The sequence below is a fragment of the Ignavibacteriales bacterium genome (genome assembly GCA_026390595.1).
In the GTDB taxonomy this organism is placed as follows: Bacteria; Bacteroidota; Ignavibacteria; order UBA10030; family UBA10030; genus UBA9647.
In genome coordinates, this window is the sequence record JAPLFQ010000030.1 from 49187 (window position 1) to 74324 (window position 25138).

Genomic DNA, 25138 nt, shown 5'->3' on the forward strand with positions numbered 1-25138 from the left:
ACGTCATTCCGACAAGAAGCGGTCGAACACTTCGGTCGATTGGCGATCGACCATGTCCATCAACCTTGGGAGAACGTCCAACGACAGCCCGAGAGATTCCCATGCATCTTCGTTGATGCTGGGGACCGATTGTTCTCCGCTGCTCCCGATCCGCATGGCATGAACGATAGCATCAGCGAGGTGAACGATGACAGTCTCCACGTTGTACCGCGTTGCGAGCTCGGGGGCATGATGGAATCCAATGATCTGCTCCAGACTCAGCGGGAGTTTCCAGTTTTGGACCAGTGAACTTCCGACGGCGGCGTGGTCATACCCCAGGACATTGCGTTCTGCCTGAAACAACGGCTCGTCTGAGGATGATACTCTCTGGAAGATCTCTTCTGCCTTTTCGGGAGCTTTCTCGAAGATTATCAGCCGCCCGACATCATGCAAAATGCCCGCGACGAAAAACTGTTCCACGTTCTGTTCACCGACGAGCGATGCGATCGTGCGTGCGGCTGTTCCGCACGCCACGCTGTGTTTCCAGAACGATTCGATCGTGACGAATTTCTCCGGGATTCGCTTGAACGATTTGATCACGGAAGTCGCCAGCGCAAGATCCCGCAGTTGCTGCGTGCCAACGACTATGACGGCGCGCGAAATTGTGTCGATTTTCCGCGGGAACCCGAAGAAGGCGCTGTTCACAACATGCAGCAACCGCGCACTCAGCCCGGGGTCCTGGCTGATGATTGTACTCATGTAACCGACCGAAGAGCGCGGGCTGTTGATGGCTTCATTCAGTTTGGTGTACACCAACGGCACCGACGACAGTTTCTCCATTCCACGCAGAAGATCCCGGGGACTACTGAGCATTGTGCACCTCCTTAGACCTGGCCTTGGCGATACGGAGAGTTGCGAGCCGGAACAATTCATCAACAAATTGGTTTTTCCGATCCGTATGCCGGAAGAGAACCTTTGCTTCGTTCTCAGCGAGTTCCATAACCCTGGGGTCAAGACTCTTCACCGCTGTCACTTGCTCTCCGGCGGCGGCTGTATCCACAACGGTGACTTCGACGACTCCCCACATCTTCAGGATCTTTGCGGACTTTTCGGTAATCAGGCTCCCCTCTTTCATCAACACGCGCCCGTGTAGATCCTTCACCGGATCCTCCAACACCATCCCCTCCGTCAAGCTTTCTATGTCAATTTTGCCCATATGATCTCTCTGCCCTTTCAGATTGCATTCCGCAGTTACCCTGGGTACGATCATGAGACACCGATCGACACACTTCCACACATAGATAATCGGCAATTTCAGCGGGAACTTGATAGACGCTGGCGGAGAATCAACGAGACTCTATCGCGGCCTAAAAAGAAATCGATGCGCCGATTCAGGCAGCGCATCGATTTCCATTGTGCTCTCCGGTGTATGATCCCCGCGCATCACATTGGCTGCTGCAAACGATGATCTCACCCCAATTCTCCCAGATTGAACGCGAGCTGATTCAAACAATCCGTACTATGCTCACCACATTCACGCCTGGTATCTGACCAGACCGCCTTCCTCATTTACGGCCTGCCGGGCCTTTTCCTGCCTCTGCTCCAGACCCTGGTCCCGTCGACCTGTCTGGCGTACCGGCCTGGCCTGCTTCTCTCCAGGCAGCCGAAATCTGTCCACGAGCCCCTGCAAGTTCTCGGTCAATCGGTTGAGGTCTTCAGCCGCGTGAGAGATTTGCTGGGTCGAGCCTGCCGTTTCGCCGCTGACCGTGCTGATCGCTTCGACATTCCTGCTAATCTGCTCACTCGCGCTCGATTGCTGCTCACTGGCGGCTGCGATGCGCGAGACCATGTCCATCAATTGCTCAGAGATCGTGCCGATTCCACGCAGGGACGCTCCGGCTTTATCCGCAAGCGCGATCCCCTCCTCCACCTCCTTCGTGCCTGCTTCCATCGTTTGCACCGCCCCGGTGGTCTCCGTTTGAATGTTCTTGATCATCGATCCGATTTCCCGAGTAGCTTTTGTCGTGCGTTCTGCGAGTTTCCTGACTTCATCTGCCACCACAGCGAATCCCCGCCCCTGCTCCCCGGCCCGCGCCGCCTCGATGGCAGCATTCAACGCAAGCAGATTAGTCTGATCCGCGATGTCCCCGATGACTCCGGTAATCTCACCTATGTGATCGCTCGATTTCCCCAACGCTTGTACGGTGACGGCCGATTTGCGAACGACATCAGCGATCCGCGTCATTCCTTGAAGGGTTTCCGCGACTATCTCGCCACCGCTGGCGGCCGCATCTTTTGCCTTCCGCGCTGTATCCGCGGTGGCTGCGGCGTTGCGGGAGTTCTCGACAATGGTCTTAGACATCTCCTCGACGGCGGATGCCACCTCCACGGCCTGTGTGCTTTGCTCCTGCGAGCCTGCGGACATCTGCTCCGTGCTCGAGCTGATTTCTGTGCTAGCGCTCGCTACTGCAGCTGACGCCTCACGTACCTCTCCAATGATTGTTCTCAGTCCGCCTATCATCTTGGCAAACGCACGAGCCATTTGACCGATTTCATCGGCAGCGTCAATCCGCTTACTGATCTCCGGGGTCTCTACAACCGTCAAATCACCTTCTGCCACTCGCTCAGACTGAACCGCAAACTCCTTGAGAGGCCGTACAATAACCTTGTCCAGAAAGTACCCGATCAACAGAAGTACGCTGACAATAAGCACCACCCCCCCGATTGATGCAGCGAGAAGCATTTTGGCTTTCTGGGAATCCAATTCCTGCATCGAGGCTGACACTCCGAATGCCCCCACAAGATCGCCCGCCTTGCGATCTTTGAACGTGTCCACTCCCATTGACATGTGACAGCTCATGCATTCGTCCAGATTCCGTCCGGGAGCGAACACATACATGACCCTGTTCCCACTCTGATCGACCTGTTTCGAGAACAAATCCAGTTTCGGGTCTGCTTCAAACGCCTTGAGCGCTTCCCGTTCCACCGCATTCGCTTCTGAGTTCTTGTTCTGCGACCCTTCTGCAACCCGGTGAAACGTGTAACCCCTGCTTTTCGCGAAATCGTCAGCGGAGCTGTGGATCATGAATCTTGACGTGCTGGCTATGGTTGCGACGTTGTCACCGAACACATGCTCGAATTCCCTGTTCTGCCAGGTTATTGCGAATGCCAATGCCACCGTGACGAAAGCTGCGATGACGAGCGCCGTCGGCAGGAAGACTTTCATTCTAATGCTTGAGAGCTTCATCGTTTTCTCCAGGACTTTGATTATGCGGGATGGCGTCACCGGAACGTGGCTGCAACAGTCATCCCGTGATGATCGAGTTCTACGTCTCAGCCAACCTTAATTATTGATCACTTTCTCCAGATCGAGCAGAGTCAACAATCGGTCGTCGAGCTTGCCAATCGCCGTGATGTAATCAACATTACTCGTGGAAGCCACCGAAGGGGGCGGCTCGGTCACGCTCCGCGGAATACGGAGCACTTCGCTGACGGCGTCCACCACAAAGCCGATGATCCTGCCGCCGAGTTCCATCACGACGATCCTGGTGTTCTTATCATGATCTTTTCGTTCCATGCCAAACTTCTCACGCAGATCAACAACAGGGATCACCTTCCCCCGTAGGTTGATGACCCCCACGACATGGGGAGGGGCGTTTGGAACCCGCGTGATATCGAGCATGCGGTTGATTTCCTGAACCTTCAGGATGTCGACGCCGAATTCCTCGTCACCGATCTTGAAACTCACCAATTGGAGAAGTTCCTCGGCGCCGTTCTGGCTGGCCGCTTTCGCATCATGCACATCTGCCATGGTATGCACCCTTTTCTAGATTTGGATTTCATGCCTGCATCTGGTTGTTCGCGACTCCATCCAACTGTCCCAGAGAGCCCGCGTCAATCACTTTGTCGAGATCGAGCAGAATAAGCAGCCTGTCCTCGAGCTTCGCAATGCCGGTGATATACTCTTCGCCGGCGGCGGTGCTCAATTGGGGAGCTTGCTCTGTGACGTCCCTTTGAATACGCAGCACTTCGCGTACCGCATCTACTACGAAACCCACGACGTTCTCAGACAACTCCACGACAACGATGCGGGTGTTTTTGTCGTGGGCTTTCTTTTCCATCCCGAAGCGTCCCCGAAGGTCGATGATCGGGATTACCTTACCCCGCAGATTGATTATTCCATCGACAAATGAAGGAGCATTCGGAACGTGCGTCACGTCGAGCATCCGATTGATTTCCCGGACTTTCAGTATGTCGATCCCATATTCCTCCTGGCTGAGGTTGAAACTGACCAACTGAAGCTCGCCCATAGGCCGACCATCTCTTGTTGAGGCATTCATCGCTGCGTTCCCTTCGCCTATGCTTAGGTATGGTGAACAAGTTTTCCGTTCGCGCGTACGGTCATGCTCCCCAGCGGCTCTCTCGTTTTTACCGGATCGTGATGATCCGTACTCCGCGAAGCCGGCGCAGGCCCGCCGGACAAGTTGAATCTCGCTATGTAGCTCTGCAATGTCTCCGTGAGACGATTGAGGTCTTCTGCGGCACGCGCAACCTGCTGGACGCCGCTTGCCGTCTGTGATGTCACCGTACTGATTGCCTCCACATTCTTCGAAATCTGTTCACTGGCACTTGATTGCTCTTCGCTCGCTGCGGCAATCTGAGAGACCATATCGGTCACTCTCTGTGAGATCCCGACTATCTCCTTCAGCGATGCCCCCGCTTTGTCAGCCAGTTGAATTCCCGCATCGACCTTCTTCGTTCCCTGCTCCATCGATTCCACCGCACCGGCCGTGTCGTTCTGAATCGACTTGATCATCGAAGCGATTTCCTTCGTCGCCTTGGTCGTCCGCTCGGCGAGTTTCCGCACTTCATCCGCCACCACTGCAAATCCCCGCCCCTGTTCCCCGGCTCGTGCGGCTTCGATCGCAGCATTCAGGGCAAGAAGGTTGGTTTGGTCAGCGATGTCATCGATAACGCCAATGATCTCCCCAATCTGGTCGCTCGATTTCCCCAGCGCCTGCACAGTTTCAGCAGACTTCCTCACGACTTCGGCGATTCCCTTCATTCCTTCGACTGTTTCCTCGACCACCGCCCCTCCTACCCTTGCAGCCTCCTTCGCATCCTTCGCAGTCGCAGCTGTATCGACCGCGTTTTTTGAATTCTCCATGATAGTCTTAGTCATCTCTTCGACCGCACTCGCAACTTCTCCTGCCTGGCTCGTTTGCTCCTGAGCACCGGCGGCCATCTGTTCTGTGCTGCTTGAGATCTCGCTGCTGGCGCTTGCGACAGCGGACGACGACTCCGCCACCTGAATAAGTATGCCTCGAATGCTCTTCACCATTTCGCTGAATGCTCCCGTCAACTGTCCGATTTCATCCTGGGAATGCTGCGTGAGTGTCACACTCAGGTCGCCTCTCGCCATCGCCTCAACCTTGCCTACCAGTTCTTGTATTTGCTTGCTAAGTATTCGGGCAACGAACAAGCCAAGCACGATTGCAGCTGCAACACCAACGGACACCAGGATTAACTGCACCATCACTGAAGCGTTTTCCGTCGCTTGATTTTCCCCAGACGTCTGCTTCGCCTCATCCTTCTGCAACTTCACGAATTGGGTGATCTGTTCTTGGACGACCTTGCGCGCTTTGTCGGTTTCCCCGTTGGTCAATGCAATAGCCTGTTCTCTTTGGTTCGACTTGGCCAATTCGATGACCTGTTCAACCAATCCATAGAACTGCTTGCGTGACACATTGAACTGTTCCATCAACTGCCTGTCCGCTCCCGTGTTTAACTTCGCATTGAGCTCCAGGACATTCATTTCGATATCTGCCCTCCTGTCGGAGATCTTGCTCGCGGATTCGGCTATCCGCTGCGGGTCCGTTGCAAGCAGAATCGTGAACAAATCCGATCGTAACCGGTGAAAGTTGGTTGAGATCCCTTCGCAGTTTGCGAGTGGGAGCGTCATTTCCTCATAGAGCTTGAGGTCAGCGGCTCCCACCTTTTGCAGGCTGGTGATTCCTTGATAGCCGTTTGCCGCAGCGATGACAGCGACAATCATGAAACACCCAATCACCTTTTTGGCGATGCTCAAATCATAGAACCACTGCATTTGTCCTCCTGAAGAAACCTATGTAAAAGAGGGGTACGCTCCAGGCTCGAGCGTCCGCAGACCGTACCCTTCTCTTCGGCTAGGCCTGTGATGTTCTTCGCGTTAGAAATTCAGAATGGTATGCAAGAACCACCGCCTGTCGGTATCGAGCAATACGTTGTCAGGGGCACGTTTGAGCGAATTTGTTTCACAAAACAGGATCTGGTTGTCGAGTGCCAGCGTGAGTTTGTCGGTCACTTTCCAGACAAGCCCGGCGATCAGGTAATGAGTCTGATCCCCGCCTTTGTCCACGTTCGGTTCAATGCCATCAAACCGGACGACGAGCGACAGTTTCGACTGGAGGTCGGCAAACGGAGCTTTGATCTCACCGATCAACGAATAGACATTGCCCGTCCTGACTGTGTCGGGATTGGTTGGAGCATCTTTCCGGACAAGATACTCAGCGCCGAGTGAGAAAATGGAATAGGAATACCCCACGAGTGCACCGTAACGGTCCCGTTGCAGTGCTCGCGTTGTACCTCCTGCACCAAATGAGGCCACTCCACTCACTGCAAAGCTCTTGAGCAATTCGACAGATCCGAAGGGGGTGAGAGTTGCCCTGACCGAATAGTCCTTGAATCGATTGGCTTCAACAGCGCTGAACCCGTCTCCGTTCACCATGTAGGCCGCGACTTCACCGAGCTTACTGGGAAGGGCATAGGTTGCAGACAAGCCAACGTCAGCAGTCGAGAAATATCCGTTCTTATCACTGATCGTTTTCTCGATTCCACGGTACCGCCACGCTGTCTCTTCCGTGCTGTTCCAAACGCCGGGAATCATACCGAACTTCACCGACAATCCCTGCAGAGGAGCATAATCCAGGTATGCGAACTTCAAACGCACCGCCAACCCGGCATAGTACGAACCCGCAGCTGCGTTGCGGTAGATATCGGTCGTTATCTGAAACTTCCAATCGTCCGCAATTTGGCTCTTCATGGTGAAATAGACGCGTTCCATGTCGAACTTGTTGTAGTCCTTTCCATCTGTCCCATTGATGACATAGGTGTAGTTTCCGAAGAATTGGGCGCCGAACGTCGGCACGATTCCCGCTGCCGGTTTTGGAGCAGCTGCGTTTTCCGCCGGCTTCTTGGCCTCCACGGGTTTGTCCTGGGCTGATACGCCTACGAGCGCTGCGAAACAAACGCAGCACAATAGAAGGGCTTTTTTCATCTGATCCTCACTTTCGCAATTATTGGTTTATGTCAATCTCTCAGTTATGAAACTGCCTCGGCAAACGACGCAGCATCGTACTGGATGTGCGGCGATGCGTAAGACTGCCTGGCCGGCGATGATGTCCCAGCGGCTGCCGGACGGCGCTTTTCCTCGTGATCTCCCAGCTGAAATTGAGACACAAGCTGATGGAGATTTTCGGTCAAACGATTGAGATCCTCTGCCGCCTTCGCAATCTGTTGTGTACCCGATGCCGTCTGGTTCGTGACCGCGCTGATTCCTTCGACATTCTTGCTGATTTGCTCGCTGGCGGTCGATTGCTGCTCACTCGCTGCTGCTATTTGTGTCACCATGTCCGTGACCTGCTGACTTATCTGAACGATTTCGCCAAGGGAGGATGCAGCCTTGTCAGCGAGCTGTATTCCCGCTTCCACCTCACGAGTCCCGGCATCCATCGCAGAGACAGCCCCCTGCGTGTCCGCCTGGATCTGTTTGATCATCTGAGCGATCTCTTTTGTCGCCTTCGTCGTGCGTTCGGCCAGTTTGCGAACCTCGTCCGCCACCACGGCGAAACCCCGCCCCTGCTCGCCAGCCCGCGCCGCTTCGATGGCAGCGTTCAAGGCAAGGAGATTTGTCTGATCTGCGATATCGTCGATGACCCCGATGATCTCGCCGATCTGGTCACTTGATTTTCCCAGTTCTTTAACTGTCCCGGCAGATTTCCTCACGACCTCTGCTATGCGCTGCATACCATCGACCGACTCCTGGACAACGACGCCTCCCTTTTCGGCGGCTTGCTTCGCCTGCTTTGCTGTTTCCGCAGTATGCGTCGCATTCCGCGAGTTCTCGATGATGGTTTTCGCCATTTCCTCCACTGCGCTTGCGACTTCTCCCGCCTGCGATGTCTGTTCGTGAGCCCCTGCAGCCATCTGCTCGGTGCTGGAACTGATCTCCGTGCTCGCGCCGGCCATCGTGTTCGTTGCCGCGGTAATTCTGCCTATCATCTCCCGCAGGTTTGCCACCATCGCGTTGAAGCTTCGCCCCATTTCACCGATCTCGTCCTTTGAATCAACCGGGACATCTCTCGTCAGGTCACCCATAGCGAGCCGATTGATTACTTCCGTCATCGATCGGACCGGGCCCAGGATGAAAGAATTGACAAAGAGAGTCACGATGATCGAGAGCGCGGCAGCAGCTGCAACCATGATGAGGAAGAGTGTTACCACGCGAGAATAGGTGCTGAGAGCCCCCTCGTAGCTCTCACTACTCAGCTTTTGCTCACGATCTTTCACCTGGCGGAGCGTAGCGGCCAGGACGTTGAATTTGTCCTCCGCCGTCCCCATGGACACCGTCGCAGTGTTCAGCTCAACAGTTGCAAAGTCAACCACGGTGAAAGCGGACTTGCGGTAGTCCGCAGCCTGATCAGCCGCCTGCTGGTACCGCTTCTTTGTCTCCTCATCCGTCGCCAGCGCCACCATCTTCGTCAACGCTGCGATGGATTCATCCACTCTCGTGATCTGAGTTTTGCCAAGCGCTTCAAGCCTGCCGGACTCGTAGTTTGCTCTCGCCCACGTGATCAGCTTGTATAAATTGCCGTGCGCATCAGCCGTCGTTTCAGAAATCCTCGTCACTTCCTCGTACGTTTTGAAACGATTATTGAAGATATCTCCAATGGCAGATTTCAGGCTTTGCATACCAACAAGAGCCGTCAAACCAATCGCAACGAGAAAGGTCATCACAAGCGTCGGCGCGACCAGAAGCTTCCTTGACAGCTTGAGGTTCCCGATCAGCTTTTTCATTCATCCTCCATTCTTTTCTGGTAATGAGACAGCGGCCGGGCAATTGCTGCACCCGGCCGCCGAGTGTGCGCTTACTGCTTGTATGCTCCGCATCCGATGATCACGTCATCGGTCTTTTCAATGTAGGCTGTCTTGTCTTCAATCTTGCTCGTGGTGGGGTTGTTCCACTTGTAGTTCTGCCAGCCGCTCCCCTTCGTCTTTGCAATCTCAACCCGCTCTTTCACGAAAGACTTGCCGTCAGCATCCTTCATCTCAATGAGATCTTTCCCAATCATCTTCTGGTTGCCGCCGTGTGCAACGCACTTGCCGGTAAGGTCGTACACAAATACATAAAGATCACCGACGACGAACTTTCCTTTGGGATCGCTGAATTCTGCAAACGCCTTGTCTTTCCCGTTGGCTTTTACGAACGCAATGGCCTTTTTCACGAGAGCTTCTGCCTCAGCTGACGTTCCCTTCTTCTGACGAGCGGTGGTCGTGCCGACGACCACGAGTGCCATAAGAACGAATGCAAGTAATTTTCTCATACGTGCCTCCTTACAAACATGAATGGTGTGGGTTTAGGTGTATTTGCACTGCGTATTGCAAAACTGATTGGTCGGTGATCGATTCTGGAACATGTCCCTCGTCAAAGTCCGTGCCGCAACATGGCATTCCATCCTGCTTGTGGTGATTCTCCAGAAGTCGAAGGAAAGTGAAACATTTCGAAGCGGGCCGGCAATCCGTCAGGAATGGCTGACTGCAATTGATGGCTACTATTGACCAATTGCTTAATGGATGCGAGGAGCAGAAGGAGAGCGTTTGATTGAGGCTGGTACGAGAGACTAGCGTATGCCTTTGCTTGCGAAGTGGCTGCAGTATCTCCTATCAATTCCCAGAATATGGTTGGACCACCACGAGATGAGGTACGCGTGCAGTTCTTCTGCAACCGACGAGTTGCCGTGATTCACCTCGCGCTGATATTGCTGGATCCTGCCGATCATGGATTCGTGTGCAAGCTTGTGGTTCGCATAATCCGGATATCCGGACTGATGCATCAATCGTTCTTCCGAAAGAAAGTGTGCCTCGGCATACTGACCCAGCGCCGCTACAACGTCGTCGAGATTGCGATACTGCGTTCTTTCGACCAGATTCAGGCGGAGCTCTTCAATGAGTCCGAACAGCTTTTTATGTTGCTGATCCAGGAGACTAACATCAACGTTGTATTCATTCTTCCATGTCATTCAGACCTCGTTAGCCGAAGATTGGACAATACGCTTGCTGCACGTTCTTGACTTCAATGACCTGGACGTTGCGAGGCTGAAATCGTCTTTCCGGATCACGGTGGGCATCAGCGTCTCGAATAATGCCCCCTGTTCTTGGCCAGGCAGGTAACCCCAGGCCGACTTCTGCTGATCCCTGACATCACGAACCGGATGATTTAGGCGGCCGGCCTGTATTGCCACGATTTCATATCCGTATGTGCTTCTTCCTCACTTCCAAAGAGATCGTCATCTTCGTCTTCATCGCTCAGAAGAAAGTACCGGCAGTCGTGGTAGTGATTTTGTTCGTCGTCGATCCAGATGTGTCCGCATTCGGGACATTGCTCTTCCTCTTCCCCCAATTCAACCAGGTCTTCGGGAAACAGAGATTCGGTATACATGGTATCCTCCGTGATTAGGGCCGTTGCCGGCGTGTTGGTGTATGTGTGTGAATTGCGAACTCATTGGTCTCCTCCAAAAATGCTTCCGTTTTGAATTTCGTAGCCTCAATTGCCAGCGAGGTGCCGCATTGGTCTTTCCTGTGTGTGAAGATCAGCAATCCCGCGAACCCTTCTCCCGAGCGAAGCTTCTTCCGGTTCCATTGATAACCATTCAGATGAATGTGCCTGTCATCGAGAAAATCATCTTTGGTGGGCCATTCGGTACCGCACATCGTGCAGCGTTTGAAATTGCCCTGGAACAGCATGCTTCTTTTCATCGATCACACTACCGGTTGTTCAACGAGAAAATCCTTGATGTGAATCTCGTCAAAGCCCGTGCCAATGGCATAGTTGTGCAGGACGCACCGTTTTTGGGGAAAAATGGTATTCGGCGATGTGAGAGTGGTTTGAGGAGGGAGGAGCGATGGCTAACATCAGCCATCTGAACAAATGCGGCCGAGATCAGCGTGGAACGAAAGTTTGTGGAGAATGGGGAGGCTTGTGCAACTAACTAGACAGCCGGTCGGAAAGTTCCGCCACCTAGGCGCTGAGCCAGAGGCTCATGGCCCTCTGGCGCAGAACACACCAACGAGTATGAAAACTTCAATCTTCTGCTGCCTTCATCTTTGTGCCTTAAAGCCTTTGTGGCAAATGACGAGTCTTCGTCTGAGCAGGTCGTTGAAATTCATATTTCAATTGACAGAATCAAACCGCCAAGACCGCAGAGAGACGCAAAGCCATTGTCTTTGTAACAGAATCACTGCTCATTTTTCTTCTTGGCGGCCTTTGCGGTTGGTTTTTCAACAGCCCGCTTGAGTGGATGGTATTGGTACTGGGCGCGATTCGCTTTCCAACTTTCCGCGACATCATTGACGGGACGGGGCTCGCATGAGGGCTTGCCTGCCCGCCCATCAGCCAAGATAGGAGTCGAGGGTCTCTTTGAGCATGTTCCATCGATACGGTTTCTGGAGAAACCCCGACAAACCGAGTCCCTCAAACCGCCCGATCGCTTCCTCCTCACCGTAACCGGACGAAAGCACGACCTTTACCGAGGAATCTATGGCTTTCAATCGCCGGAAAGTCTCAGCTCCGTCCATCACCGGCATGGAGAGGTCGAGAACAATAAGGGCTATGTGCGTTTGATTGTCCTTGAAGATCCGGAGACCGGATTCGCCGTCGGCTGCGGTCAGAACATTCCAACCGACGTCGGTCAACGTCTCGGCGAAGACATCTCGTACGACTTCCTCATCATCGATGAGAAGAACAGTCTTGCCGAATGCAGGCTCTGATTCCGGCGCCTGGCGTTGATCTGATTGCATGCTTTGCTCCGTTTGTGGGAATGCTGCCCGAAACGTGGTTCCGATCCCTTTTGTGCTCTCCACCTGTAATGCCCCCCTATGTCCGCGTACAATACCGAGAACTGCTGCGAGGCCGAGTCCTCTTCCTGTGAATTTTGTGCTGAAAAATGGATCGAATACCTTCGCCGCCGTTTCTTGATCCATTCCGCACCCCTTGTCGGTGATCTCAAACTCCGCGTAGACACCCGGATCAATTTCAGCGCCAGCCCGTGTCCATCGCCCGACATCCTCTCCGCCGATCGTGCGCAGGGAAGTCTTTAGCCGGATAGATCCGTTTCGTCCTTCGTATGCTTCAGCGGCATTGATGACAAGATTCATGAGAACCTGCTGAATCTGCGCGCCATCCCCATTGACATAGAGCGATTGTTCTGAGAGACTCAATTCAAGGGCTATATTCCGGGGAATGGCAGACTCAAGGAGGTGTTTGTTATCCCTCACCATCAAATTGATATCGGTGGGACGCATGGTGAGTTTTCCTTGCCCGGAGTATGCGAGGAGCTGCCGCGTCAACTCAGCGGCCCGTTCTGCCGCTTTTTCCGCCTTCTCAATATTCCCCCTTCCGGCACTTCCACCCGGGAGTTTGCTCAAGGCAAGATGGGCCTGTCCCAGAATTGCCTGCAGCAGATTGTTAAAGTCGTGTGCTATTCCCCCCGCCAGAACTGCGATACTCTCAGTCCGTTGTGCCTGAAGCAGAGCCTGCTCTGTTTCCCTTCGAGCCGAGATATCACGGCAGACTAATAGCAGCCCCCGGGCCTCACCTTTGCTGCTCATCAGGGCTGAAGAGCTCACCTCAGCCCAAAATGTCGATTGATCGTGACGCAGCGCTGCGATTTCGAGTGCAGCCAATTTCATTTCGCCGGAGAGTGATTTCCGCAGCAGGGATGACGCCGCCCTTCGTCCTTGAGGAGGGATCCAGTCGAGAAAGGAAGACCCGATTGCAGGATTTCCCGGGGGGACACCGAACAACTCGTATGCACGTGGTGAAACAAAGGAGATATAGCCGTTGGGATCGATAATGATGATGGCGTCCGGCGATGTTTCGACAAGTGTGCGATAATACTCTTCCGACATGCGCAGCCTATCTTCCATCTGCTTCCGATCTGTGATGTCGCGATCGGCTCCGCGGAAACCGATGACTTCGCCCCGCTGATTGATAACCGGCGTCGCATTGCTCTCAAGGTACCTGAACGACCCGTTTTTGTGGCGCCATCGGACAACGAGGTCACGCCACCCCTTTCGCTCCCGGATACACTCGGGAAGCAGCCGCCCGATCTTCTCCCAGTCATCAGTATGCATCATCGTGCTGGCAGCCACGCCAATAATGTCCGCGGGCCGATATCCCAGAATTGACTCGACTGCGGGATTGCTGTAGGTGTGAACACCATCCTTGCTCAGCCCCCAAATCCATTCGCTTGTTGTCTCGACGATCGTTCGGAACTTTTCTTCGCTCTCCCGAAGCGCGTTTCCGACGACCTTGCGTTCTGTGATGTCTTTGACTGTGGCGAGAATTGTCGGCTTGCCTTCAAGTGTGAAGAGGGTATTGCTGATCTCCACCGGAATTCGGAGGCCATCCTTGGCTATATGCGCTCCCTCCCATGTTGCACTCCCGTCCCGAACCACTTTTCCCATGGCGTCGGGCACGCTGCTCACAGTGTCGGGGGCATCGATGTCAATCGGGCTCAGCTTCAGCAACTCTTCTCGTGAGTAGCCAAGACGCCTGCACGCGGCTTCATTTGCTTCCAGAAAGCGGCCCGGCAAACCGTCTTTCATCAGGCCATGAACAAAAACGCCGTCCTGTATCGAATTGAATAACAGCCGGTATCGCTCATCGCTCCTCCTAAGCGCATTTTCTGCCGCGCTCCTTTCTGTAACATCCCGGACAATAGCCTGTGCAAATTCCTCCCTACCCTGTTCGAGACGGCTGAGAGACACCTCGGCATCGAAGATCGTTCCACCCTTCCGGAAGTGCTTCCAGTTCGAGCGCTGGTTGTTCCCCTTCAGAACGTCACGTACGATGAGCTGGGCTTTGTCTTTTGAATCGCTCCCGTCCGGTTGTTGGGGAGGGCTGAAATCCCATGGGCCCTTGCCAATGAGCTCAGACCGGTCCCGGCATCCGAATACGGTGAGCGCCATGGAATTGCATTCTACGAACCCATGTTCGTTCAGGATCAGAATTGCGTCGTTCGCTCCTTCGAACAGAGTCCGGTAACGCTCTTCCGACTCCCTCAACTGATCGGCCTGATTCCGAAGGTCCCGTCCGTTCTTCTGCGCGCGGCCCAGATTCGAGATCATGCTATCGGCGAGCAGCCGGACCGTGACCGCCGTGATTCCGAACACCACCATGATATCGAGAATGTCCGAATAGCCAAGATGATCCAGCACAACAACCTGAATCACCCCTTTCAATTGAAGGTAGCCGAGGACGGCGATCGACGCAAGCCACGTACCCGTGAACGTGTAAAAGTATCTCCGTTTCAATACCAGACCAGCACACACCAAAACCCCCGGGGCGGCAAGCAGCGCGGAATCTGTGATGCCGTTGCTGGTCCAGGCCAGATAGTTTAGAAGACTTAAGAGCGACCAACACAGAAGACTGGCCGCCCAATCGACCAACCCTTTGCGTGCCAACATAATGACAGTCATACACGTGATGCATCCGCAGACGATAGGAACCCACAGCAGCAACTCGCCGGTGAGCACCCGATACATGAACAACACCCCCAAACCGAGCAGTGTGGCAAACGACACCGCGTAGACGATTCTTGTCCTTCGGCCCGATTCATCATCGGCGAGGCGCGGAGGAAAGATCAATTGCAGTAAGGTGTGCGAGTTAGTCATAATTCGTGCAATCGCATATGGTTCGCATCGACATGCTCTCCGTGTAGAACTGGCGCCGCATTACACTCCGACACCGCTCAACGTCTCCTGTACGATGTGCAGGAATTCCTCCTGTCGGAACGGCTTCTGCACAGCAGGGATATTCTCTTCTGCAAGGAGCTGCGTGATGATCGCATCGGAGGCAAAGCCTGTGCAGAAAATCGATTTGACCTTCGGGTTGATCTTCTTGAGCTCCAGGAACGTCTGACCGCCGTCCATCTTCGGCATCACGAGGTCAAGGATGACGAGGGAGATTTCCTTCGATTTCTTCCGGTAAATATCGACTGCTTCGAGACCATCGGAAGCGGTCAGCACCTTGAAGCCGCTCCCTTCAAGTATGTCGGTGCCGATTTCCCTCATCGCGGCTTCGTCATCAACGAGCAGGATGGTTTCAACGCCTTTCTTCGATTTCAAGAGGCCCTCGATCCGATCATCCTGGATCTTCTTTGGATCGAGCGCCGGAATATAGATTTGGAAGGTAGCGCCTCTGCCGACTTCGCTGTCGACGGTGATCGTGCCGCGATGGCTCCTGACCGTCGAGAATACGATGGACAGCCCCAGTCCGGCTCCGCGCCCGCGTTCTTTTGTCGTGAAGAACGGGTCGAAAATCCGTTCGAGAATATCTTCAGGAATTCCGGTTCCGTTGTCCGATATCCTGAGAACGATGCACGGCGAGCCAGCCGGCAGCATGAGTTTGGGGGCGAGATTTTCGGAAACCACGCTGTTATCGGCGGCGACGAAAATGCTCCCCGGGCTCTTCGGGTCCTCCCTGGCCGCAATCGCCTCTTTTGCATTGACCAGCAGATTCAGGAGGGCCTGCGAAAGTTCATGGCTGTCACCGACGACACGCATGAGCTGAGGCTCGATTTTCTTCTCGATCGTAATCGACGGGCCGAGCGTCTTCTCGGACATCACGATCAATTCGCTGATCAGGCTTCCGACGTCAATCGGGGCGCTCTCTTTCTTCGATTCGCGGGCAAATGCGAGAAGCCTGTTGCCGAGGTCTGCACTGCGCATGACCGACTGCTCGATTGCCGCGCTGTACTTTGCGACCTTCGTCTGATCCTGAATGTATTTTCTGATCAGGTTCGAGAAGCCCAGGACGTTGTTCAACGTATTGTTGAATTCGTGAGCAATGCTCCCCACCACCGTCGAAATGCTGTCAATGCGCTGCGCCCTGAACAACTGCTGCTGCATCCGCTTTCTGTCCGTCACATCGCGCACCGCAGCCAAAATCGCCTCCCTTCCGCGCAGCGTGAGACGGCGAAGGAATATTTCCACATCGAACGTGACATCGTCGGCCGGCCGCCTCGCCTTCCATTCAAAGAACTGAGTGTCACCCAGGACCGCCTTCTTCCAATAGTTCGGCAGGTCTTCAAGCACATTCTCCTTGCTTGAAAGGTCGTCTTTCATCGACAAGGTCAGGGCCTGATCCTTCGTGACACCGAACATCCGAAGCCCTTTTTCATTGACATCGATGACCGTGCCATTCAATTCATGGATGAAGATTGCGTCGTAGACGCTGTTGAAGATTACCCGGAGGTTTTCTTCCGAGATCCGCAAAGCCTCATCGATGCGTTTCCGCTTTGTGATGTCCTCTTTGATGCCCAGGAAATGCGTAATCTGGCCGGAAGCCTCGCGCAGCGGGCTGATTGTGACAAACTCCCAAAACGTATCGCCGCTTTTTGTCTTGTTGAGAAGTTCCCCCCTCCATTCGACGCCGGACGTGATCGACTCCCACAGCTGCTTATATGTCGCTTCCGGAAGGTTGCCCGATTTCAGAATTCTTGGATTCCGCCCGACCACCTCCGAAAGAGTATAGCCGGAGGCCTGAGTAAATCGTGGATTGACATACTCAATTCTCCCTGTGATGTCGGTGATCACGATGGAGACCGGACTTTGCTCGACGGCCCGCGACCAGATTCGGACCTCCGCTTCGAGTTTTTCATGACTTGTCCGATGCAGAAGCTCCCGCTTCCGATAATCGGCCAACTCCCGCTGTAACCCTTCGATGATGCGGGATTGATCCGCCACATCGCTGCTCTGCGCCGGAACAGATGTGCCCGGTGTGGCGGGATTGCTATGATCTGCTTTCATGTGATGCACCTGAGAAAGAATACTATGCGGAGAAACAATGTCTTATGGATTCAAGGCATTCTGATGTCCACGCTTCGGGCCTCGTCAGGAAGGGGCTTTCGCCGTCAGCATTTCTCTGATGAGCTCCAGGAGGCGCACGGGTTTGAATGGCTTTTCGATCGCCCGCAGGCCATGACGTTCGATCAGGGCTACGATTGTTTCATCCTCGGCATACCCTGTGCAGAAGAACGCTCTCAAGCCGGGGTTGATGCTTTTCAGCTGAGCAAACACCTGCCCCCCATTCATGTCGGGCATAATGAAATCGAGAACAACAAGCGAGATCTCGCGCCATGCGCTCCGGTACAGATCGATCGCGTGTTGACCATTTGTTGCGATCACCACACGATATCCGGCATCCTCGAGCACTTCCCGCCCAAGATCCCGCATCAGTTCTTCATCGTCAACGAGCAGGATCAGCTCATTGTTTGCTGACCTGAGTGACACTTCCCCATGAGATTCCAGCGCTATCGGCTCTGCCGCAACCGCCGGGAGGAGGACACGGATTGTGGTTCCTTTCCCGTGTTCACTTTCCACGGTGACAGATCCGCCATGGCTCTTCACGATATTGTAGACAACCGAGAGACCCAATCCGGTCCCCTTCCCCATTTCCTTTGTCGTGAAGAAAGGATCGAACACCTTGCTGCGGATATGTTCAGGGATACCCGCACCGGTATCGGACACCGCGATCTCGACCCAGAATGGATGCTCCATTACTTGCCCGCTCGGAGAGCCTGGCACATGCTGCTCGCCTGCCATCCTGCCCGATGCTGAGATCATGATCCTGTGGTCAGCTGACGGCTCGACTCGTTCGGCGATCGCATCCCGGGCATTCAAACAGAGATTCAGGAGCGCCTGGTACAGTTCGCCGCGATCACCGGACACCCGCAACAAGATCGGTTCGACGTTCTTGCGCATCGCAATGGTCCTTGGAAACGTCTCTGAAGCAAGATCGATCACCTCGTCAATGATCTCTTCGACGTTTACAATTGAGTTCTCCCGATTCTGCTTCCTCACGAACGACATGAGTTGTCTTGAGAGACCTGCTCCCCGGGCAGCAGATTTTTCTATCGACTCCGAGTACTTCATCACTCTCGCCGGGTCTGCGACGTGCTTTTTCAGCTGATGAGAGAATCCGAGGATGTTGTTGAGGACGTTGTTGAAATCGTGAGCTATACCGCTCGCAAGCGTACCGACACAATCCATTTTTTGTGCATGAACCAGCGTCTGTTCGAGCATTTTCCGTTCGGTGTTATCGATAATGTAGCCCCGCACATGTGTCATCTCACCCTGATCATCGAACATGCCGATCAGGTTTTCGTTCAGGAACAGGGGTCGTCCATCGACGCGGCGTGCCTCAACTTCGATATTCTCAAGCTTCTTTGCACGCAGAAGCAACGTGTGATGATTGCTCCATGCTTCAGCGTCCCGGTGCGAGTCGAACAAATTGGCCTTTTTCGCATCCTCCACAGACGCACAACCAAAGATCCTCGCGAAAGCCCGGTTGCAGTCAAGGATTGTCCCTCCGACTGTCGCGATGAAGTAGCCGGTCAGGTCCTGCTCAAAGAACTCCTTGTATCGCTCCTCACTTGCGCGCAAATCGGACTCTGCCCGTTTGCGGTCAGAGATATCACGCGTAATCGAAAGTATGCACTGCTGGCCGTCCAGCTCGATGATCGTTGCTGAAATCAAGCCAGTAGTAATCCGTCCGTCCTTCATCCTGAAGTCCGCCTCCAGGTTCTCCACCGCTCCGTGTTTCTTGAGACTCTCAACAAGTGTTCGTCTACTCCGGAGATCGACCCAGAGGTCAATCTCCAGTGAAGAGCGGCCGAGGACATCGTTCCGGGCGTACCCGGTGATATGCGTGAATCCATCGTTGGTATCGAGAAACACTCCGTCTTCCAACCGATTGATATTGATAGAATCCGGACTCGTACGAAAGGCTTTGAAGAACTTCTGTTCGGAAATGCGAAGCGCCAGTTCCATCGAATGCCTGTACAGCGCCATTTCAATCACCGTGTGGAGCTCCCGTTCATCGAATGGCTTAGTGACAAATCCGAATGGTTCTGTCAGCTTGGCCCGTCGGAAAGTCTCGTCATCGGAGAAGGCCGCAAGAAACACCACAGGGATGCGATAACGTTTCCCGATCTGCTCTGCTGCCTCGATGCCGTCCATGGAGCCATTAAGCACCACATCCATCAGGACGAGATCAGGCTTCAAACGGGCTGCCAATTCAACGGCCTCTTCCCCCGCCGACGCTTCGCTCAGGCTCTCATATCCCAATCCGAGGAGTTTCCCGCGAATGTTGATCGCTGCAGCGCTGTCTTGTGCAACCACCAGAATGCGCTTCATTCGCTGGAGCTCAGGTTTGCCTGCTTCGTCAAGTGTTGACTGGATAATACTCGTCATGATCTCCATCGTGACAATTACTCGTGAGATGATGCAACTGTTCGGGTGTCTGTCGCCCCGCTCCCAGCTGCTCCAAAGAGCCACTGGTCTCCATTCGAGGTGGGATGCTACGCACTGATTTTGTAGCTGCGCTGTTCAGGTTCGATGCTCAACTGTTCCATCCGATATCTGAGTTTCGATCTCGTAATGCCAAGGATCTTTGCGGCCTGGACCTGATTACCGCTCGTGATGGCCAGCGTCTTCAGGATCAGCTCACGGAGAACCTCTTTCATTGCAATCCCCGAACCCGGAATCTGGAGGGCGAACTGGTGATCCTCGAATCCCACGGGCGCGAACGACGCCTTACCTCCGACGCGAAGAAACACGAACTGCTCCGGACCAAGCAAGGGAGCGTCGCACAGGAGCATAACGCGCTCCAGAGCATTCTTGAGCTCCCGAACGTTTCCCTTCCAGGGGTTCTGTTCGAGAAACTGAATGGCCTCCTGCGAGACTTTGGGAGCCGGCTTTCCGAACTTCTTGGAAAACTCCTGCAGGAACGTATATGCCAGCGGCGCGATGTCGTCTTTGCGTTCGCGCAGCGGCGGGATCTTCAGCACGGCAACGTTGAGACGATAATACAGATCTTCTCTGAATCGTCCCGCCTCGACTTCCTTCACGAGGTTGCGATTGGTCGCGGCAATCACACGGACATCGACGGAGATCTCCTTCGTGCCGCCGAGACGGTAGTACTTGTGCTCGTCGAGGACGCGCAGGAGCTTCACCTGCATGTCGAGAGAGAGTTCGCCGATCTCGTCCAGCAATATGGTCCCTCCGTTGGCGAGCTCGAATCGCCCCTGCTTCATCCTCTCGGTCGCCCCGGTGAACGCGCCTTTCTCGTAGCCAAAGAACTCGCTCTCGGCCAGATCTTTCGGTATCGCTCCGCAGTTGATCGTGATGAATGGCTTGTCCGCACGCAAGCTCTTCTGCGCGACATACCGTGCAAACAGCTCTTTGCCCGTTCCGCTCTCCCCTTCGAGAAGGACAGTTGTTTGCTCCCCCTGGGACAGGCGCTCCGCGGTCTGGAGCAGCCGGCGGATAATGAGGCTGTTGCCGACAATGCCATGGCGCGACCGCTCTGTTCCGAGTTCCTCCTCGAGGATCCGCACTTTCCTCTGCAGCATTGATTGCTTCATCGTTTTTTCCACAACGATGCAGAGGTGTTTGAAATCGAGGGGCTTGGTAATGAAATCAGACGCCCCATCCTTCATCGCCTGAACTGCCAGCGAGATGTCGGCAAAGGCCGTCATCATGATGACCGGCATATCCATCCCCTGCTCCCGCATCTGTTTGAGAAGCCGCAATCCGTTTTGCTCGCCCAGATAGATGTCTGACATTACGATGTCAGGATTCGTCTGGGAAAGCACGGAAAGCGCTTTCTCTCCTTCGAGACAGACGCTGACCTGATATCCTTCATCCGTAAGGAGCCTGTCAAGAGTCTGTGCGAGGATGTCCTCATCTTCAACGACAAGAATTTTTCCTTTTGCCATGTCTGCGTCACCTTTCAATGTGTATTTGCGTCGGGAAAATTAGACGAACCATTGTCCCACCCCCCTCTGCGGATTCAATTCGAATTTCTGCGTTATGCCGATCGAGTATGCGTTTCGAAAGTGCAAGCCCCAACCCCGTGCCACCGGGCTTCGTGGTCCTGAGCGGCTCAAAAAGGTCTGCCATTCTCTCCGGCGGAATCCCGATTCCTGTATCCCGAATCGACAATACCACGCTCCGCTCAGCCGGCACTCCCTCCACAAGCTGGAGTGTCTCTTCGATGCAATATGTCTTGAGCGTAATCGCGCTCCCCTGGGGACAGGCATCGACCGCATTTTGAATCAGGTTGATGAGCACCTGCTGGATCTGACGACTATCGACGTGCACAAAAGGCAGTTCCTCTCCCAGCACCGTGACCAACTCAAGCCCTTTCTGCTGGACATTCAGCTTCACAAACGTGAGTGCCTGATCCACGATATCGTTGACAGACTCTTCCCTGATCTTCGGCGGAGTCATGCGCGCGAGACCCAGCGTGTTGTCGATAACCTTTTCGATGCGCTTTGCCCCTTCGAGCGCTGTCAGCACAGCCCCCTGCACGGGAGTCCCTTCCTGGGTTTTCTCCTGCAGGTACTGAAGGTTCAGGCTGACTGCTGCGAGAGGGTTACGAATCTCGTGAGCGATTCCGGAGGCCAGCGTTCCCATCAACGACATCTTTTCGGCCAGCATCAGTTTTTCTCTGATCTTCTTCTGCTCTGTCACGTCCCTGACGAACATGAGCACCTTGCTGTCTACGCCCCGCACAAACGGTCCCGCCGAAATCTCCACGTGGAGCCTGGCTCCGTCTTTGTCTTTCAGCATCGCTTCGCCAAAATACCCGTCCGGGTTGCGGAGGGTGCTGAGCGTTGCGAGCTCGGACGCCTCGAACGGAAAACTCGACATGGCAATGAGCTCGTCTCTTGTGTACCCGAGCAGATCAAGCCCCTCTTTGTTAACGTCCACAACTTTGTCCGTGTCGCTCATCAGCACATAGATGGCGACACTCGCCTGTTCGAACAGGCCGCGGTACCGTGCTTCGGAAATCTGCAGCTCCCGATTCTTACGCGAGAGTGTCTGCGCGAACATCTCCAGCTCGTTCATTTTCTGTTCCAGCTTCTTTACGACGATCGCGTGATGTTTCTCGAGGAAGATGTGGTCATCGAGGTGCTGTGACTCGAGCGTGCTGCCCCCAGTGTCGTACCCGTATCGCTCGCGGACAATTCCCTTCACGACATCGACGAGAACGTCAACGCCCCCCATCTTCTCGACGTACCGATCAACCCCAATGCTGCGCGCAAGTTCTTCGTCTTCTTTGTCGAGATAGTCGCCGGTGTAAATGATGAAGGGGATCGATGCCGTGCGCTGGTCTTTTCTGACGAACGTGCAGAGTTCCAGTCCGTCCATTTTCGGCATCATCGCGTCGGACACAACCAGGTGAACTTCATGCTGCCTGAGTTGTTCGAGAGCTTCCTGGCCGCTTGACGCGGTCATGGTTCCAAAACCATTCTCCTGGAGTACATCCTCGAGCAATTCGAGATTTTCGGGAACGTCATCGACGAGGAGAATGGTGAGCTTGGTGGTTCCGGCCTGAGAGGCCTGCGGAACCGCCTCGTTAGGATTGGGCATGGGGATGTTTGAGAGTGCTCAGCAACTGGGGAATTCCATGATTTTGGACGCCGACTAATTAACAATATTAGCCACTTGGCCACAATACGCTATATGGCGTATTTTTGGCCAGAGGGCTTTTTAATGGTTTCGGTGGGGCAGGGATACAACGAACTGCCAGGCGAGACCGGGGATCAAAACGAGAGGAATGTGCTATGGAACGAAAAACTAACGCGGGAGTATAATAATGCCGTTCTTGATGGCGAATGTCACGAGGCTCGCGGTATCGTGAAGACCGAGCTTCTGAATGATGTTGTTGCGGTGCGTATCCACGGTTCTGACACTTATGTGCAGCATTTCCGCTATCTGCTGATGCGAGCGCGATTCGGCAATAAGCTGCAGAATCTCCCGCTCACGCTCCGTGAGGCGGTCAGCAATGCTCGACCCCCGGGCGCCGAACGATGACGCAGCGGCCGTTTTTGCCTCCTCAGCGATTCTTGCGATTGCGGGGCTGTAGTAAGGCCTCCCACTCGAGACGGTCTTCAGAGCCGTATTCAGCTCGCCGGGGGAAGTATCCTTCAACATGTATCCGTCGGCACCGCTTTGGATGGTCTCGAGAACGTATTCCTCGTTGTCATATGCCGACAGGACGAGAATCTTGACCTTCGGGGCCTTCCTCTTGATCTGGCGGATTGCTTCGAACCCGCTCAAGTTGGGCATGCTCAGATCCATCATCACGACATCGGGCTGCATTTCCATCGTCATGTCAATCGCAACCCGCCCATCCCCCACCTCTGCAATGACCTCAACATCTTTATTGAGCGAAAGGAGCGTGACCAATCCTCTTCTCACGAGAGTATGGTCGTCTGCGATGATCACGGTGATTTTCTTCTGGGAGGTCATTGAATCCACAACATTGATTCAGGCGCCCGGTGTCGGGTATCGAGCCAATCGATAGGTCAAATATAACGGAAGACAGTCGAAAATCAAGGTGGGGTGCGAAAGAAATGCCCGCGATATGTGGGAAGCACGCGCTGTGGCTCAATTCCCCCAAATCAGGCAGGAACTAGCAAATCTGAACCGAATTTGCGGGGCTGAAGAAATCAACACAGACGATCAATTTGTGAACTCCGGTGTCAAAAATCAGATCGTCATGGGCAATGAGTTCCTCTACCACCTGAGCGCCAGTCAGGTTCAGCTGACCAACCAGGACAGTGTATTCCAATAGAACGCAATAGAGATCAAAAGAGAGGACCAGCTTGGTCTGGGGTGCCAGCTGGGAATCGAGCGACTGGCTTAAGGCAACAATCCGTTCGTTGAGATGACTACCTCGTACGAGGAGATACTCTGCAGTCTTCATGTCAATTCCTTTTGACGCTGGGTTCCGTCCGTGGATAGCGTTATTTGGTTCTGCTTACTGCATCTTGAGATCGCGCAGCATGGCATCGACAACTTTTTCCGATACATCCCTCTGGAAATAGTACCCGCTGTCGACACGCTGCTGGATCTCGTCATATCTCTTCATTTGCGACGCAGTGAAGAGGCTGATTGCCTGGTCCGAGAGCTCGACCCGGTCTTCTTTTGATCCGACCTCGCGTTTGTCTTCTTCTTTCACCTTTTTGGATTTCAAAGGCTCTATCGGAAGACCACCTTTTGTTATTCTCGTGACGTCCATGGTCTAATCCTGTTTTTTGTACAGTTGGTTCGATTGATGCTTGTTGAGTTGGTGCAGCCGTGTGAGAAGTTCTTCCTCCTTCTCGGATTTCACTCTGTTGAATTCACATGCTGATGATTCAATATCAACCCTGATCATTCGACACTGTCGCAGCGTTTCTTGACCGAACCTCAGCTCGCTCTTCCGTTCGAGGGACAATACCCTTAGTCGGTTTAGGATTTCTCCGCGGGTTTCCAGGAGTATCTTCACCCGTCCGTAGTCTTCCGATTCCAGCAACCGGTTCAGTTCAACTGACACCACCCGGAATTGATCCAGATCATAGAGCAATTCGCTGGTTATGTTCTCCGGCCCCCGAGTTGCCACCCCGCCTGCCTGCTGCGTTTCTGTCACAGTGCTATGCTGCCCTGTCAAATAGTACCCCCAAGAGTTCTGTGATCCGTTGCGACACCCTGAGCATGTCCTCCGACGGGATCTGACGTATGACCTCATGCGTTTGGGCGTCAGTAACGGTCACAACCGTTTGCTTTGTCACACCGTCTACTGAGAAGGACAGACTCGTCCCGAGTGACCTCATTGCAGTGTTCAACTCACGCAGAGCACTATCGATTTCTGCTTTGGTGAGGATCTTGCGTTTCGCCGCCTGCTCGTCGCCAGATTGGCTCCGCCCTGTCGCCCCGGACCGCGATCCCGCGGACACTTGACTCAATGAAACTGCGCTCGTTGCCATCGTCTGACCTCTATGAATTA

At 54.1% G+C, this 25138-nt stretch carries 23 protein-coding genes; 2 read left to right on the top strand and 21 right to left on the bottom strand.

Features of this window, described 5'->3' with window-relative positions; translation table 11 throughout:
- Positions 1 to 3: 3 nt before the first annotated feature.
- From NTU47_16220 to NTU47_16260, 9 genes are all read right to left on the bottom strand, one after another.
- Positions 4 to 852 carry an HDOD domain-containing protein gene (locus NTU47_16220; protein MCX6135352.1) on the bottom strand — a complete coding sequence of 283 codons (849 nt, stop codon included), beginning with the start codon at positions 850 to 852 and terminating at the stop codon, positions 4 to 6.
- On the bottom strand, positions 842 to 1195 hold the full coding sequence (locus NTU47_16225) for a hypothetical protein (protein ID MCX6135353.1): 354 nt from the start codon (positions 1193 to 1195) through the stop codon (positions 842 to 844). The genes NTU47_16220 and NTU47_16225 overlap by 11 nt, the downstream gene beginning before the upstream one ends.
- Before the next feature lie 318 nt (positions 1196 to 1513).
- Positions 1514 to 3226: a methyl-accepting chemotaxis protein gene (locus NTU47_16230; protein MCX6135354.1), complete on the bottom strand. Its 1713-nt coding sequence runs from the start codon at positions 3224 to 3226 to the stop codon at positions 1514 to 1516.
- A gap of 96 nt (positions 3227 to 3322) precedes the next feature.
- Positions 3323 to 3790, bottom strand: coding sequence for a chemotaxis protein CheW (locus NTU47_16235; protein ID MCX6135355.1), 468 nt, complete (start codon positions 3788 to 3790; stop codon positions 3323 to 3325).
- A 28-nt stretch (positions 3791 to 3818) separates the two neighbouring features.
- Positions 3819 to 4319, bottom strand: a complete 501-nt coding sequence (locus NTU47_16240) for a chemotaxis protein CheW (protein ID MCX6135356.1) — start codon at positions 4317 to 4319, stop codon at positions 3819 to 3821.
- A 23-nt stretch (positions 4320 to 4342) separates the two neighbouring features.
- Complete coding sequence (locus tag NTU47_16245; GenBank protein ID MCX6135357.1) at positions 4343 to 6085, bottom strand: methyl-accepting chemotaxis protein; 1743 nt, start codon at positions 6083 to 6085, stop codon at positions 4343 to 4345.
- Between the two features lie 102 nt (positions 6086 to 6187).
- Positions 6188 to 7294 (bottom strand): hypothetical protein, encoded by a 1107-nt coding sequence (locus NTU47_16250; protein ID MCX6135358.1) that lies wholly within the window; start codon positions 7292 to 7294, stop codon positions 6188 to 6190.
- A 44-nt stretch (positions 7295 to 7338) separates the two neighbouring features.
- Positions 7339 to 9093, bottom strand: a complete 1755-nt coding sequence (locus NTU47_16255) for a methyl-accepting chemotaxis protein (protein MCX6135359.1) — start codon at positions 9091 to 9093, stop codon at positions 7339 to 7341.
- Positions 9094 to 9164: 71 nt separating this feature from the next.
- Positions 9165 to 9620 (bottom strand): cache domain-containing protein, encoded by a 456-nt coding sequence (locus tag NTU47_16260; GenBank protein MCX6135360.1) that lies wholly within the window; start codon positions 9618 to 9620, stop codon positions 9165 to 9167.
- 91 nt (positions 9621 to 9711) lie between these two features.
- On the opposite strand from NTU47_16260, the gene NTU47_16265 reads away from it, so the two are divergent.
- The gene (locus NTU47_16265; GenBank protein MCX6135361.1) at positions 9712 to 9855 is read left to right on the top strand and encodes a hypothetical protein; all 144 of its coding nucleotides are present in this window, start codon (positions 9712 to 9714) and stop codon (positions 9853 to 9855) included.
- A gap of 62 nt (positions 9856 to 9917) precedes the next feature.
- Here the strand turns inward: NTU47_16265 and NTU47_16270 are convergent, their stop codons facing one another.
- Positions 9918 to 10316 carry a bacteriohemerythrin gene (locus NTU47_16270; GenBank protein MCX6135362.1) on the bottom strand — a complete coding sequence of 133 codons (399 nt, stop codon included), beginning with the start codon at positions 10314 to 10316 and terminating at the stop codon, positions 9918 to 9920.
- A gap of 197 nt (positions 10317 to 10513) precedes the next feature.
- On the bottom strand, positions 10514 to 10735 hold the full coding sequence (locus NTU47_16275; protein MCX6135363.1) for a hypothetical protein: 222 nt from the start codon (positions 10733 to 10735) through the stop codon (positions 10514 to 10516).
- 47 nt (positions 10736 to 10782) lie between these two features.
- Here NTU47_16275 and NTU47_16280 point away from each other — a divergent pair, with 47 nt between their 5' ends.
- Positions 10783 to 11220 carry a hypothetical protein gene (locus tag NTU47_16280; GenBank protein ID MCX6135364.1) on the top strand — a complete coding sequence of 146 codons (438 nt, stop codon included), beginning with the start codon at positions 10783 to 10785 and terminating at the stop codon, positions 11218 to 11220.
- A gap of 465 nt (positions 11221 to 11685) precedes the next feature.
- Here the strand turns inward: NTU47_16280 and NTU47_16285 are convergent, their stop codons facing one another.
- The 10 genes from NTU47_16285 to NTU47_16330 all read right to left on the bottom strand — a co-directional run bounded on the left by NTU47_16285 (position 11686) and on the right by NTU47_16330 (position 25118).
- Entirely contained in the window at positions 11686 to 14970 is a 3285-nt protein-coding gene (locus NTU47_16285; protein MCX6135365.1) for a PAS domain S-box protein, read from the bottom strand.
- A 60-nt stretch (positions 14971 to 15030) separates the two neighbouring features.
- On the bottom strand, positions 15031 to 17106 hold the full coding sequence (locus tag NTU47_16290; GenBank protein MCX6135366.1) for a PAS domain S-box protein: 2076 nt from the start codon (positions 17104 to 17106) through the stop codon (positions 15031 to 15033).
- A gap of 84 nt (positions 17107 to 17190) precedes the next feature.
- Positions 17191 to 19551 carry a response regulator gene (locus tag NTU47_16295; protein ID MCX6135367.1) on the bottom strand — a complete coding sequence of 787 codons (2361 nt, stop codon included), beginning with the start codon at positions 19549 to 19551 and terminating at the stop codon, positions 17191 to 17193.
- 107 nt (positions 19552 to 19658) lie between these two features.
- Positions 19659 to 21077: a sigma-54 dependent transcriptional regulator gene (locus NTU47_16300; protein ID MCX6135368.1), complete on the bottom strand. Its 1419-nt coding sequence runs from the start codon at positions 21075 to 21077 to the stop codon at positions 19659 to 19661.
- A 7-nt stretch (positions 21078 to 21084) separates the two neighbouring features.
- Positions 21085 to 22737, bottom strand: coding sequence for an ATP-binding protein (locus NTU47_16305; protein ID MCX6135369.1), 1653 nt, complete (start codon positions 22735 to 22737; stop codon positions 21085 to 21087).
- Positions 22738 to 22944: 207 nt separating this feature from the next.
- Complete coding sequence (locus NTU47_16310; GenBank protein ID MCX6135370.1) at positions 22945 to 23619, bottom strand: response regulator transcription factor; 675 nt, start codon at positions 23617 to 23619, stop codon at positions 22945 to 22947.
- A 163-nt stretch (positions 23620 to 23782) separates the two neighbouring features.
- Positions 23783 to 24076: a hypothetical protein gene (locus tag NTU47_16315; protein MCX6135371.1), complete on the bottom strand. Its 294-nt coding sequence runs from the start codon at positions 24074 to 24076 to the stop codon at positions 23783 to 23785.
- 54 nt (positions 24077 to 24130) lie between these two features.
- On the bottom strand, positions 24131 to 24391 hold the full coding sequence (locus NTU47_16320; GenBank protein MCX6135372.1) for a hypothetical protein: 261 nt from the start codon (positions 24389 to 24391) through the stop codon (positions 24131 to 24133).
- Between the two features lie 3 nt (positions 24392 to 24394).
- Positions 24395 to 24781 (bottom strand): hypothetical protein, encoded by a 387-nt coding sequence (locus NTU47_16325; protein MCX6135373.1) that lies wholly within the window; start codon positions 24779 to 24781, stop codon positions 24395 to 24397.
- A gap of 4 nt (positions 24782 to 24785) precedes the next feature.
- A complete protein-coding gene (locus tag NTU47_16330) occupies positions 24786 to 25118 on the bottom strand; it encodes a flagellar protein FlaG (protein ID MCX6135374.1) in 333 nt (110 codons plus the stop codon).
- Positions 25119 to 25138: the final 20 nt, after the last annotated feature.